This is a genomic window from Pseudoduganella dura (assembly GCF_009727155.1).
GTDB lineage: Bacteria > Pseudomonadota > Gammaproteobacteria > Burkholderiales > Burkholderiaceae_D > Rugamonas > Rugamonas dura.
Genome location: NZ_WNWM01000002.1, coordinates 6132445 through 6145766 on the forward strand (window position 1 = coordinate 6132445; position 13322 = coordinate 6145766).

A 13322-nucleotide genomic window follows, 5' to 3' on the forward strand; every position below is an offset into this window, starting at 1 on the left:
GCAATGAAAACCAACGTCTCCGGCGCACCCGTCGTCACCGACATGCGCATCGTCCCGGTCGCGGGGCAGGACAGCATGCTGATGAACCTCTCCGGCGCCCATGGCCCGTGGTTCACGCGGAACATCGTGATCATCACCGACAGTGCCGGCAACACTGGCCTGGGCGAAGTGCCCGGCGGCGAAAAGATCCGGCAGACGCTGGAAGACGCCCGCCAGCTGGTAATCGGCAAGAGCCTGGGCGAATACAACAACGTCCTGAACACGATGCGCGCCACGTTCGCGGAACGCGATTCCGCCGGCCGCGGCCTGCAGACCTTCGACCTGCGCATCACGATCCATGCGGTGACGGCGGTGGAATCGGCGCTGCTCGACCTGCTGGGCCAGTTCATGAACGTGCCGGTGGCGGCCCTGCTGGGCGAAGGCCAGCAGCGCGACAAGGTCGAGATGCTGGGCTACCTGTTCTACATCGGCGACCGCAACAGGACCACGCTGGACTACCGCGCCGAACCCGACGCGGGCGACGCGTGGTTCCGCCTGCGGAACGAAGAAGCGCTGACACCGGAAAGCGTGGTGCGCCTGGCCGAGGCCACGCGCGAGCGCTACGGCTTCAACGACTTCAAGCTCAAGGGCGGCGTGCTCAGCGCCGACGCGGAAATGGAAGCGATCGTCGCGCTGCACGAACGGTTCCCCGAAGCGCGCGTGACGCTCGATCCGAACGGCGCCTGGTCGCTGCAGGAAGCGATCCGCGTATGCCGCGACAAGCACGGCATCCTGGCGTATGCGGAAGACCCGTGCGGCGCCGAGAACGGCTTCTCCGGCCGCGAAGTGATGGCCGAGTTCCGCCGCGCCACCGGCCTGCCGACGGCGACCAACATGATCGCCACCGACTGGCGCCAGATGGCCCATTCGATCCAGCTGCAATCGGTGGACATTCCGCTGGCCGACCCGCACTTCTGGACCATGCAGGGTTCGGTGCGCGTGGCGCAGCTGTGCCAGATGTTCGGCCTCACGTGGGGTTCGCATTCGAATAACCACTTCGACATCTCGCTGGCGATGTTCACGCACGTGGGCGCCGCCGCGCCGGGCAAGGTGACGGCGATCGACACGCACTGGATCTGGCAGGACGGCCAGCGCCTGACGAAGGACCCGCTGAAGATCGAAGGCGGCTTCATCCGCATTCCGCAAAAGCCGGGCCTGGGCATCGAGCTCGATCCGGCGGAACTGGACAAGGCGCACCAGGCCTACAGGAACATGGGCCTGGGCGCGCGCGACGACGCCGCCGCGATGCAGTTCCTGGTGCCGAACTGGCAGTTCGACAACAAGAAGCCGTGCCTGGTCCGCTGACGGTAAGAATGGCCGTCCCGCATGGCTGCCTGTCATTCATGAAGCTGATGGGGGTCATGCGGGAAATAAAGTAGCGCAATGGTTGCGTGGATGAGATGATGCACCTGTCTCCTCCAGCTCTCCCAGAGAATTGGAATTTGCCGGCCTCGAGCCGGCATTTTTTTTGTGCGCTGCGAGCCATGGCGTCATGGTTGACAGGAAGTCTAGCCAGTTCGATAATGAGAAGCATTCTCAATATCCCCCATCCCCAGCCAGCCAGACCCATACCGGTGTTCATTGCCAGCCACGTCGTGCCCATGCACGCTTTCTGGAGTGATCACCGTGAGCCGTACCGTTTCATCGATCCGCCATCCTGACCCGCATCCATTGCACCGGGCCATTCGCCTGGCCCTGGCCTCCGCCGTGCTGGCCGCGCCGCTGGGTCATATGCAACATGCGGTTGCCCGAAGCGCCGGCACGCAAGCCGCCGATGCGCAGTCCACTGTTGCCGCAGCGGCCGAAACCACCATGATCGCCGTAACGGTCGAAGGCAGGCGCGATGCCGCCACCGAGGACACCGGTTCCTATACCACCGGCGCGATGCGCACCGCAACGCGCCTGGGCCTGACCGCGCGCGAAACGCCGCAGTCGACCACCGTCGTCACGCACCAGCGCATCGAAGACCAGGCCATGACGAGCGTGACCGACATCGTCCGCTACACGCCCGGCCTCTACCTGAGCAGTGCGGACGGCCCCGGGCGCCAGACATTCCGCTCGCGCGGCTTCGATATCGACAAGATCATGTACGACGGCCTGCCGACGCACTACCAGGGGTGGGGCATCGGCACGCAGGCCAACCTGGCCATGTTCGACAGGGTGGAAGTGGTGCGTGGCGCCACCGGCCTCGTATCGGGCAGCGGCAACCCGTCGGCGGCGATCAACATGGTGCGCAAGCGCCCGACCCGCGATCCGCGTGTGACGCTGACGGCCGGCGCCGCGAGCTGGGACGATTATCGTGGCGAGATCGACGCGTCCGGCCGGCTCGACGAAAGCGGCCGCCTGCGCGGCCGGGTGGTGGCCTCCTACCAGAACGGCGGCACCTTCCGCACCGACGAAAAGTTTTACCACGGGATGCTGTACGGCGCGCTGGAGGCCGACCTGGGCGCGCGCACCACGCTGTTCGCCGGGGTGTCGTACCAGGACGACTACACCAACAGCTTCTGGGGCGGCTTGCCGCTGGCGGCGGACGGCACGCACATGAACCTGCCGCGTTCCACCATGCCGAGCAACGAATGGGAGCGCAAGGACCAGGAGCTGGCCACCGTGTTCGCCGACCTCGAACATCGCTTCGGCGGCGGCTGGATGCTGCGCCTGGCCGCGACGAGGTCGCGGCAGGACGCAACGTTCTTCGGCACCTACCTGCAGCGCGGCGCTGCCCGGGAGCTCCGGCACACCGGGTATCGTGCCGACTACGAGGAAGACCACGCCGGGCTGGACGCGTTCGTCAGCGGGCCGCTGGCGCTGCTCGGCCGCCGGCATGAGGTGGCCGTGGGCGTGAGCCGGCGCTCGACCGCGACCGACCGGCAGAATTACGCCGCCCTGGGAACCCTCGGCAGCAATATCGACCTGTGGACCTGGAATCCATCGGGCATTCCGGCACCGCGGCCCGCCAGGACGGGCATCACCACCACGGTAACCACGGAGCGGGGCGTCAATGCGATGACGCGCCTGGACGTGGCGGAGCAGGTCAAGGTGATCCTGGGCGGCCGGCTGGACTGGTATGAATACGAGAACCGCTCCGGCAGCGGCAGCTACAAGGTGTCGCGCAACGTCACGCGCTACGCCGGCGCGATCTATGACATGGACCCGCGGCACGCGCTGTACGCCAGCTTCACCGATGTGTTCCAGCCGCAAACCGCCACCGATGTCCGCGGCAATATCCTGGCGCCGGTGAAGGGCAGGAACTACGAAGCCGGCATCAAGGGCGAGTACTTCAACGGCGCGCTGAACGCCAGCGCCGCGCTGTTCCGGGTGGACCAGGCCAACCGCGCCAGGCTGCTGGCCGACCAAGGCGGCTGCGCGACCTTCCCGGCGACCGCGTGCTCCGAAGCTTCCGGCCTGGTGCGCAGCAAGGGCATCGATCTCGAACTGCAGGGCAGCCTCACGCCGTCGTGGGATGTCGGCGCCGGCTATACCTACGCCAGCACGAAGTACGTGCGCGACAGCGATGCGGCCAATGCCGGCCGGCCGTTCTCGACCGACGTACCCAGGAGCCTGATCAAGGTGAGCACGCAGTACCGCTTGCCTGGCGAGTATGCGCAGTGGCGCGTCGGCGGCAGTGTCTACCGCCAGGGCACCGTTTACCAGGACGTGCCGGTCGGCGACACGTTCTCGCGCAACGAACAGAAGGCCTATGCGTTGCTGGACCTGATGGCCACGTACCGGGTCAGCAGCCGGCTGGACCTGCAGCTCAATGTCGGCAACGTGTTCGACAAGACCTACTATCGCGGCATCGGCTATGACGTCGCATGGGGCTCGACCGATACCTACGGCGACCCGCGCAGGTTCCAGCTGACGGCGAAGTATCAATTCTGATCCAGTCTTCGATCCTCGCTTCCGATCGTTCGCTTCTGACCGCTGCCGTCACCGATCGCATGCGATCCGGCCGGACCATCATTCACAAACCTGATGGATGGTATGCGGGAAATAAAGTGGCGCAATACCGGAGTGGATGAGATGATGCACCTGTCTCCTCCAGCTCTCCCAGAGAATTGGAATTCGCCGGCCTCGCGCCGGCTTTTTTTTTGGCTGTTCCCGATGATGCACGCGCCTGTCGGCGGTCCGCTGGCAGGCGGGCATGGTGGGGCCGCGGCGCCACCGGCCGTTACGGCGAACGGGTAAGATGCGGCATGAGCATACCGCCGATCCTGATCCGCAACCACCTCCATCCAACGCCCGGGGCCAGGCCGCTTCTGCTGGTGCGCGGCGACCTTGTGCATGTTCCCCATCCGGCGCTGCTGGACCTGATGGGCGCTTTCGTCGATGACCTGCATGGCGGCTGGATCGCCGCCGCCCGCTCGGAGTCGGGCTTTGGCTATATCAGCGGCGAGGGCGAATGGGTGGTCGCACCGACGTTGCAGGACGCACGCAGCTTCACTGAGGACGGTCTGGCACGGTTCCGGGCCGATGACCGGTGGGGCTACCGCGACCTGCGCGGCGCGGTGGCCATCGCGCCGCGATTCGACGACGCCGCAGTATTCCGCCACGGCCTGGCCGCGGTGAAGGACGGCGCGCAATGGCGTTACATCGACCCGAAGGGCGAACCGGCCTTCGACGGCACCTTCGTACAGGCCGGCGAGTTCGGCAACGTCGGGCTGGCGCTTGCCAGGGCCACGCGGCTCGGAAAATTCGGCTTCATCGACCGGGCCGGAAACTGGGCGATCGCACCCCGGTTTCGCCGCGCGGCGGCGTTCGCCGATTTCGCACTGGCGCCGGCGTCGGTCGATGAGGAACGGTTCGGCCTGATCGATGCGAGCGGCCAGTGGGCCGTGCCGCCCACCTATGGACTGATCGGGCAGTTCAACGCAGAAGGCTATGCCTACTGTCGTCCGCTCGCCTGGCACCGGGGCGTGCCCGGCGGCTACCTTGACAGTGCCGGCCGTGAAGTCATCCCTTTCCAGGAAGATCTCGCCGACTGCATGGAAGCCGGGCTGGCGAGGGTCGGATGCCACAGGTATGCCGGCGTGCAGGGCGCACTCGCCACCTCGATCCCCCTGGCCTGGGGGGCGGACTTCACGAGCGACGGTTTCACGGTGGCCCGTGCGCGCATCGGGCGCGAAGGCGATCCCCGCGCCTTCGACGAGCCGTGGGGCATACTGCGTGCCGACGGCCGGTTCCACCCCGTGCCGGACGGCGTGCTGGAACCGCTGACGGACAGCGAACGCGACATCGTGCTGCCCGAACCGGGAACCGCGCTCGCGGCCTTCGCGACGCAGGACGGGAACGTGGCGCTGCTCGACAGGAACGGCACCGTCGTTTACCGCCTGGAACGTGAGACGGACGCCACGCTGGAAAGGGTCGTCCTGCGTGACGCGCAGGGTTGCGCACTCTGGGCCGGCGAGCCCTGTACGGCGGCGCGTATCGCGCCGTTCTTCGATCCACGGCCAAATGAACTGCTGGAAGGCCTGCAAGACTGCGCTCAGATCGCCGGACTTGCCAGGTCATTGCTGGCAGAAACCCGGTGCAAGCTGGCGGCCCTGGCTGCCGGGGAGCCGGTTCCCGCCCGCACCGGCGACGATGCGAACGCGCCCGACGGGTGGCCCGATGAAGACGACGAGGCGTCGAACCGGGAGGACTTCGACGGCGACCCGCCCGGCCCGGCCGCGCAGGTACGAACTTCCCGGCGGGTGTTCCGCGCTTTCGGCGACGAGTCCACCTGGTTTCGTTACGAGTTCCTGGTCGATCAACGTTGCCAGGCGATGGAGCGGGTTCACGCGGAAATGCTGGCGGTGCTGACCCGCGAATTCGGTGCGGCGTCGCAGAATCCAGATTATGCCGGCAGGCCGGCGGAGGACGGCACTTCAGCCTGGGCGATCGGTGAAGAAGCGGAACGCCTGTGGCTGGGGCTGCGCGCGTCGCTGCATACCGGCGACGGCACGTTCTGGTGCCACGTCTGGCTGCACTGCGCACCGGGCAGCGCCACCCTGCAACGGGCATTGGAGGCGTTGCCGGTGCCTTGCCCTACACCGGGGAGATGAGTGAATTCCTGCCGGTGGCGAGCCGATGACCGGGAATGAGCCGGCGCATCGCGCACCGGTTCAAGGCACCTGCGCGATCCGCAGCAGGTTCGTCGTACCCGGCGTGCCGAACGGCATGCCGGCCGAGATGACGATCGTGTCGCCGGATTGTGCCGCTTCCTCGCGCCGCGCCATGGCGCAGGCCTGGTCGCTCATTTCCGCCACGTCGGCCACCTCGGGGCACTGCACCGGATGCACCCCCCATGCCAGTGCCAGCCGCCGGGCCGTGCCGGCATGCGGCGTCATGCCGATGATCGGCGCGCGCGGCCGTTCGCGGGCCATCCGCAGCGCCGAGTACCCCGAGCACGTGTAGGCGACGACGGCGGCGATGCGCAGCGCTTCGGTCACGCTGCGCACGGCGATGCCGATGCCGTCCGATGCCAGCGTGGCGGCGGCGCCGCCGGCGATCGCCAGCTCCTCGCGGTAATACGGATCGGCTTCGGTCTGCGCGATGATCGAGTTCATGATGCGCACCGCGTCCAGCGGGTACTGGCCGGAGGCCGATTCGGCCGACAGCATCACCGCATCGGCACCGTCGTAGATCGCGGTGGCCACGTCGCTGGCCTCGGCGCGCGTCGGTACCGGCGCCGTCACCATCGATTCGAGCATCTGCGTGGCCACGATCACCGGCCTGCCGGCCTTGCGGCAGGCGCGCACGATGCGTTTCTGGATCGCCGGCACCTGTTCCGGCGGCATCTCCACGCCCAGGTCGCCGCGGGCCACCATCACGGCGTCGCTTTCGGCGACGATCGCTTCCAGGCTGTGGATGGCGGCCGGCTTTTCCAGCTTGGCGACGATGCCGGCGCGTCCGCGCACGATGTCCTTGACCTCGACGATGTCTTCCGGCCGCTGCACGAACGACAGCGCCACCCAGTCCACGCCCATCGCCAGGCCGAATTCCAGGTCTTGCCGGTCCTTGTCGGTCAGCGCGGACAGCGGCAGCACCACGCCCGGCACGTTGACGCCCTTGCGGTCCGACACGCGGCCGCCGACGGCGACGCGCGTCTCGGCGAATGCCGGCCCGCAGGTCTCGACGCGCAGCCGCACCCGGCCATCGTCGACCAGCAGGTCCGTGCCCGGCACCAGCGCGCTGAAGATCTCCGGGTGCGGCATCGGCGCGCGGTGCCGGTCGCCCGGGGTGTCGCGGTCCAGGTCGAGGCGGAACGAATCGCCGGCGGCGAGCGTGACGCCGCCGTCGGCGAAGGTGCCCAGCCGCAGCTTCGGTCCCTGCAGGTCGAGCAGCACGCCGATCGGCCGGCCCGTTTCCCCTTCGATGGCGCGGATCGTCTCGAAGCGCTGGCGGTGGTCGGCATGGCTGCCGTGGCTGAAGTTCAGGCGGAACACGTCGGCGCCGGCGTCGAACAGCGCGCGGATGGTATCCGGTTCCGAACTGGCCGGGCCGAGCGTGGCGACGATCTTGGCATTGCGTTTGCGGTGCATGGGGGTTCCGTATCAGTTGGCTTGGTTGGCACGGTCCGGACCCTGTGGCAGGACCAGCAGCGCGCGGAAATCGTTGACATTGGTGAGCGTGGGGCCGGTGACGACGCTGTCGCCCAAGGCAGAGAAAAAGCCATGGCCGTCGTTGTTGTCGAGGCTGTCGTTCGGGCGCAGGCCGGCGGCCCAGGCGCGTTCGAGCGTATCCGGGCCGATCAGGGCCCCGGCGATTTCCTCCTGGCCATCGACGCCATCGGTGTCGGCCGCCAGGCCGTGAATGCCGGCCTGGCCCCGCAGTGCCAGCGCGCAGGACAGCAGGAATTCCACGTTGCGCCCGCCGCGGCCGTTGCCGCGCACGGTGACGGTGGTTTCGCCGCCGGAAAGCAGCACGCAGGGCGCCGCGAACGGTTGCCCGCGCTGTGCCACCTGCAGCGCGATCCCTGCCAGCACCTTGCCCACGTCGCGCGCTTCGCCTTCCAGGCTGTCGCCCAGGATGTACGGCGTGATGCCGGCATCGCGCGCCACGCCGGCCGCAGCCTCCAGCGCCATCTGCGGCGTGGCGATCATGCGCACCGCCGAGCGGGCCAGCCGCGGGTCGCCGGGCTTGACGGATTCGCCACGGCCGCTGCGCAGCACATCGAGCACGCGTTCCGGCAGCTCGATGCCATAGCGGCGGACGATCGCCAGCGCATCGCCGCAGGTACTCGCGTCCGGCACGGTGGGACCGGAGGCGATGTCGCGGGGATCGTCGCCCGGCACGTCCGAAATCAGCAGCGTGACCACCCGGGCCGGGTGGCAGGCCGCGCCCAGCCGGCCGCCCTTGATGCCGGAGAGATGCCGGCGCACGCAGTTCATTTCGCCGATCGTCGCGCCCGATTTCAGCAGCGCGCCGTTGACGAGCTGCTTGTCCTCCAGCGTGATGCCGTCCAAAGGCAACGGCAGCAGCGAGGAGCCGCCGCCCGAGACCAGGCACAGCACCGTGTCGTCCCAGGTCAGGCCCTGCACCAGTTCCAGCATTCGTTGCGCCGCGGCGTGGCCGGCGGCATCGGGTACCGGGTGGGCTGCCTCGACGATCTCGATCCGCTCGCACGGTGCCGCGTAGCCGTAGCGGGTAACGACGAGCCCGCTCAGCGGTCCGGTCCAGTTGCGCTCGACGGCTCGGGCCATCTCGGCGGACGCCTTGCCGGCGCCGATCACGATCAGCCGGCCCCTTGCCGGGTTTCCGGTCGCTGCCTGCACCTCGCGCAGCGCCGCCGGAATGCACAGCGCCGGCTGGGAGGCGGCGATGGCCGCGTCGAGCATGCGCCGCAGCAGCACGCGCGCTTCGGTATCGTCCAGGTTCGCAGGCATGGGCTTATGCATGGGCATATCCGTGGGCATGTTCATGGCTGTATGGTACATGTCAGGCCGACACCTTGTGCATCTGGACGAGCTCCGGTGCACTCTTTTCGGCGTCATCTTCCTCTTCGTACAGCGCGCGCAGCTCTTCGGGCGACGACTGGCCGTCCAGCACGCGGTGCATCTGCTTGCGGTCCAGCGCGCCCACCCACTGGGCGATGGCCATCGTGCCGACCGCGTTGCCGATCGTGTTCGTGATGGCCCGCGCCTCGGACATGAAGCGGTCCACGCCCAGCAGCAGCACCATGCCTTCCACGGGAATCTTGCCCATCGAGGCCAGCGTTGCCGCCAGCGTGATGAAGCCGGAGCCGGTCACGCCGGCCGACCCCTTCGATGTCACCATCAGCACGCCGAGCACCACCAGCTGGTCGGTCAGGGTCAGGGGGTGTTGGTGGCCTGGGCGATGAAGATCGCCGCCATCGTGTAGTAGATGCACTGGCCGTCCGGGTTGAACGTGACGCCGGACGGGATCACCAGGCCGACCACCGGCTTGGACACGCCCACGTGCTCCAGCTTGCGCATCAGTTGCGGCACCACCGATTCGGACGAGCTGGTGCCCAGCACGGTGAAGATTTCATCCTTGATGTAGCGCAGGAACTTCCACAGCGAAAAGCCGGAGATGCGCGCCACCATGCCCAGCACCGCGACCACGAATACCGCGCAGGTGATATACATGCAGGCCATCAGGTAGCCCAGCGATACCAGCGAACCCAGGCCGTACTTGCCGACCGTAAAGCCGATCGCGCCGAACGCGGCCAGCGGGGCCACGCGCATGATCATGCCGACGACGATGAACATGCTGTTGCTGAACGCTTCCAGGAAGTCGACCACCGGCTTGGCGCGGCGGCCCATGTGCGACAGCGCAATGCCGAACATCGTGGCGAACACGAGGATCTGCAGGATGTCGTTCTTCGCCAGCGCTTCGACCACGCTGGTGGGGATCATGTGCAGCAGGAAGTCGACGAAGCCGCCGGAGTGGCCGGCGGCGGCGGTGTAGTTCTTGATGCCGGTGGTATCCAGGGTCGCGACATCGACATTCATGCCCACGCCGGGCTTGGCGAGATTGACGACGACGAGGCCCAGGGCCAGCGCGAACGTCGACATCACCTCGAAGTAGATGAGCGCGCGGGAACCCACGCGCCCCAGTTCCTTCATGCTGTCCATCTTGGCGATGCCCAGCACCACCATCGCGAAGATCACCGGCGCGAACACCATCTTGATCAGCCGGATGAACGCGTCGCCCAGCGGCTTCAGGTCCGCCGCGAAATGGGGGTAGAGAACGCCCAGGATGCCGCCGGCGAGCACGCCGATCAGCACCTGGACATACAGCTTTCCAAAGAATCGTTTTGACATGATTGTCTCCTTTATGAGGTCCCGCGATGGGGTGCTGCTGCGCCTGTTCCGCCATGCTCTTGGCGGCGGGTCGGAACCGGCGTAAAACGACTGTATCAAGCCGATGGCATCACGCCATCAGGCTGCCTTGCGATCCTGGTCCTTGCCTTGCGCGAGGAATTCGCACACGGCCCGGGTGACGTCGGCAGTGGTGGCCTTGCCGCCCAGGTCACCCGTGTGCAGCGCCGGGTTCGCCGTGACGTGCTCGATCGCTGCCATCACGCGCGCCGCCGCTTCGTGCTCGCCCAGGTGTTCCAGCAGCATCACGGCCGACCAGAACGTGCCGACCGGGTTGGCCAGGCCCTTGCCCATGATGTCGAACGCGGAGCCGTGGATCGGCTCGAACATCGACGGGTAGCGGCGTTCCGGGTCGATGTTGCCGGTCGGTGCGATGCCCAGGCTGCCCGCCAGCGCGGCGGCCAGGTCGGAGAGGATGTCGGCGTGCAGGTTGGTGGCGACGATCGTATCGAGCGTGGCGGGGCGGTTGACCATGCGCGCGGTGGCGGCGTCGACCAGTTCCTTGTCCCATTTCACGTCCGGGAATTCCTTCGACACTTCCAGCGCGATCTCGTCCCACATCACCATCGCATGGCGCTGCGCGTTGCTCTTCGTGACCACGGTCAGCAGCTTGCGCGGGCGGGACTGGGCCAGCCTGAATGCGTAGCGCAGGATGCGCTCGACGCCCACCCGAGTCATCATCGATACGTCGGTGGCCGCTTCGATCGGGTGGCCCTGGTGCACGCGGCCGCCCACGCCGGAGTATTCGCCTTCCGAGTTTTCCCGCACGATGACCCAGTTCAGGTCCTGCGGCGCGCAGCGCTTGAGCGGACCGTCGATGCCGGGCAGGATGCGGGTCGGCCGCACGTTGGCGTACTGGTCGAAGCCCTGGCAGATCTTCAGGCGCAGGCCCCACAGCGTGATGTGGTCGGGAATGTCCGGGTCGCCGGCGGAACCGAACAGGATGGCGTCCTTGCCGCGCAGCGCGTCCAGGCCGTCGGCCGGCATCATCACGCCATGCTCGCGGTAGTAATCGCCGCCCCAGTCGAAATCCTCGAATTCGAACTTGAAGGTATTGCTGCCCGCGGCCAGCGCCGCCAGCACTTCGCGGCCGGCCGGCACGACTTCCTTGCCGATGCCGTCGCCTGGAATGGTTGCGATCTGGTAAGTCTTCATGGTGTCTCCTGTGGAATGGATTGAACTGCGCGAGTGAAAGTGGGGTCACTGTAGCGGGTGGACCGCCGCGCGAATCGCAGCTAAACTCAATCCGTTGTTAACCTAGAGCTCAATAATGGAGGGTGCACTGTGGAAGCGGGCCTGCAACCGGCGGAACTGACCTTCATCGTTATGCTCGCCACCAGCGGCAGCCTCAGCGCGGCGGCCCGCGAGATGGGTATCACCACGTCCGCCGTCAGCAAGCGGCTGGCGCTGCTGGAAGGGCGGATCGGCGTACCCCTGGTGAACCGCACCACGCGGCGCATGAGCCTGACGCCGGAAGGCGAGGTGCTGCTGGAGCATGCGCAGCGCATCCTGCAGGAGCTGTCCGACCTGGAGCAGATGCTGACGAAATCGAAAGGCACGCCGAAGGGGCAGCTGCGGGTGAATGCCACGCTGGGCTTCGGGCGCCTGCACATCGCCCCGGCGATTTCACAATACGTGCTGCGCTACCCGGAGGTGGACGTGCAGCTGCAGCTGTCGGTCGACCCGCCGCCGCTGGCGGACGACCAGTTCGATGTGTGCATCCGCTTCGGCGCCCCGGCCGACACGCGGGTGATCGCCCGACGCCTGGCGGCCAACCGCCGCCTGCTGTGCGCCGCGCCGAAGTACCTGGCGCAGCGGGGCGAGCCGAAAACGCCGGCGGAGCTGGGGCGGCACAACTGCATCACGATCCGGCAGGGTGACGAGGCGTATGGCGTATGGCGGTTGTTGAGCGGGCGGGAAACGGAGCACGACGCCGCGGCGGTGAAGGTGCGCGGCAACCTGACGACGAACGACGGCGAGATCGCGGTCAACTGGGCGCTGGACGGGCACGGCATCCTGATGCGCGCCGAGTGGGATATCGAGCGGTATCTGCAGAGCGGGCGGCTGGTGCAGGTGCTGCCCGGGTACCGCACGCCGGATGCGGATATCCATGCGGTGTATCCGCACCGGCATCAGCTGTCGGCGCGGATTCGCACGTTCGTGGATTTCCTGGTCGAGCGGTTCGAGCGGTTCGACTAGGTCCTGCTGCCGGATCTTCTCGTCATTGCCAGCGCGGCCAGGCCGAGCCCGAGCATTGCATAGGTGGATGGTTCCGGGACCGGCGGCGGCAGGTCGGTCGATGCCAGCGAGGTGATACGGGCGTCCACGCTCAGCAAATCGCCATTGGCGTCCGTGAACCCGTAGTGGACTGTCGCATAGAGGAAGTCAGCCAGGTCCAGTCCGGGTGGCGGCACGGCGCTCGAGAACACGCTGCCATCGCCGTCGGTGAACATGAAGCTGCCGGATTCGAGATTGGCGCCCGATGCATAGGTGTTGATCACGATGAAATCCGTTCCGCCGACAGGCATGTCGTGCACCGACATGTGTGGCGGGTTGAAGTCCACCGGATTCGAATGGAACGACAGGCCGGTCTGCGCATCGACGATCGTGGATGCCGCGTAGCCGGCATAGCCGAGGAAGCTGCCGCCCGGGGGCTGCTGCAGCGGCCAGGGTGTCAGCTGACGGTCCGTCTCATAGAAGAGGGTGCCGGTCCACGTATCGCCGAGCGAGATGATGGGTCCGGCAATGCTGCTGGAGTCGACGAACCCGCCGTTCGCGGTACCGCTCGGCCACGCCGCCACGGTGGCCACCGTGGCGGTGAACTCGTACTTGACGATCGCGGCCTGTGCGGGAGTGGCGGCGACCGCTGCAAGCAGCAAGGCAGGAAGAATACGCATGGAAAATCCTTGTTGTTAAGAAATGCCATATTTCCATTGTCTTGCAGCAAGGTCAATTAAATTA

8 protein-coding genes and 1 pseudogene are annotated in these 13322 nt (G+C 67.1%); 4 read left to right on the forward strand and 5 right to left on the reverse strand.

All coding sequences use genetic code 11. The features are described 5' to 3' along the window. The first annotated feature begins 3 nt into the window (after positions 1-3). The 3 genes from gudD (at position 4) to GJV26_RS26685 (ending at position 6080) form a co-directional block, all read left to right on the forward strand. The gene (gudD, locus tag GJV26_RS26675) at positions 4-1344 is read left to right on the forward strand and encodes a glucarate dehydratase (RefSeq protein WP_173346285.1); all 1341 of its coding nucleotides are present in this window, start codon (positions 4-6) and stop codon (positions 1342-1344) included. Positions 1345-1665: 321 nt separating this feature from the next. Further along, entirely contained in the window at positions 1666-3918 is a 2253-nt protein-coding gene (locus tag GJV26_RS26680) for a TonB-dependent siderophore receptor (protein WP_216643170.1), read from the forward strand. Positions 3919-4232: 314 nt separating this feature from the next. Next, complete coding sequence (locus GJV26_RS26685; protein WP_155711637.1) at positions 4233-6080, forward strand: WG repeat-containing protein; 1848 nt, start codon at positions 4233-4235, stop codon at positions 6078-6080. Positions 6081-6140: 60 nt separating this feature from the next. Here GJV26_RS26685 and pyk read toward each other — a convergent pair whose 3' ends face one another. The 4 genes and pseudogenes from pyk to GJV26_RS26705 form a co-directional block, all read right to left on the reverse strand. Then, positions 6141-7559, reverse strand: a complete 1419-nt coding sequence (gene pyk / locus GJV26_RS26690; RefSeq protein WP_155711638.1) for a pyruvate kinase — start codon at positions 7557-7559, stop codon at positions 6141-6143. Between the two features lie 12 nt (positions 7560-7571). After that, positions 7572-8915: a glycerate kinase type-2 family protein gene (locus GJV26_RS26695; protein ID WP_229419464.1), complete on the reverse strand. Its 1344-nt coding sequence runs from the start codon at positions 8913-8915 to the stop codon at positions 7572-7574. Between the two features lie 40 nt (positions 8916-8955). Then, a pseudogene (locus tag GJV26_RS26700) lies at positions 8956-10304 on the reverse strand (dicarboxylate/amino acid:cation symporter). Between the two features lie 117 nt (positions 10305-10421). Next, entirely contained in the window at positions 10422-11516 is a 1095-nt protein-coding gene (locus GJV26_RS26705) for a tartrate dehydrogenase (RefSeq protein WP_155711639.1), read from the reverse strand. Positions 11517-11687: 171 nt separating this feature from the next. On the opposite strand from GJV26_RS26705, the gene GJV26_RS26710 reads away from it, so the two are divergent. Then, positions 11688-12560, forward strand: coding sequence for a LysR family transcriptional regulator (locus tag GJV26_RS26710; protein ID WP_155712751.1), 873 nt, complete (start codon positions 11688-11690; stop codon positions 12558-12560). On the opposite strand, the gene GJV26_RS26715 is transcribed toward GJV26_RS26710, so the two are convergent. Continuing rightward, on the reverse strand, positions 12557-13258 hold the full coding sequence (locus tag GJV26_RS26715; protein WP_155711640.1) for a PEP-CTERM sorting domain-containing protein: 702 nt from the start codon (positions 13256-13258) through the stop codon (positions 12557-12559). The genes GJV26_RS26710 and GJV26_RS26715 overlap by 4 nt on opposite strands. Positions 13259-13322: the final 64 nt, after the last annotated feature.

What these genes read in the sequence shown, in the direction of transcription:
- GJV26_RS26710 (WP_155712751.1), top strand. Translation starts at nt 11,688, where the DNA reads ATGCTCGCCACCAGCGGCAGCCTCAGCGCGGCGGCCCGCGAGATGGGT.
- gudD (WP_173346285.1), top strand. Translation starts at nt 4, where the DNA reads ATGAAAACCAACGTCTCCGGCGCACCCGTCGTCACCGACATGCGCATC.
- GJV26_RS26695 (WP_229419464.1), bottom strand. Translation starts at nt 8,915, where the DNA reads ATGCATAAGCCCATGCCTGCGAACCTGGACGATACCGAAGCGCGCGTG.
- GJV26_RS26685 (WP_155711637.1), top strand. Translation starts at nt 4,233, where the DNA reads ATGAGCATACCGCCGATCCTGATCCGCAACCACCTCCATCCAACGCCC.
- GJV26_RS26715 (WP_155711640.1), bottom strand. Translation starts at nt 13,258, where the DNA reads ATGCGTATTCTTCCTGCCTTGCTGCTTGCAGCGGTCGCCGCCACTCCC.
- GJV26_RS26705 (WP_155711639.1), bottom strand. Translation starts at nt 11,516, where the DNA reads ATGAAGACTTACCAGATCGCAACCATTCCAGGCGACGGCATCGGCAAG.
- pyk (WP_155711638.1), bottom strand. Translation starts at nt 7,559, where the DNA reads ATGCACCGCAAACGCAATGCCAAGATCGTCGCCACGCTCGGCCCGGCC.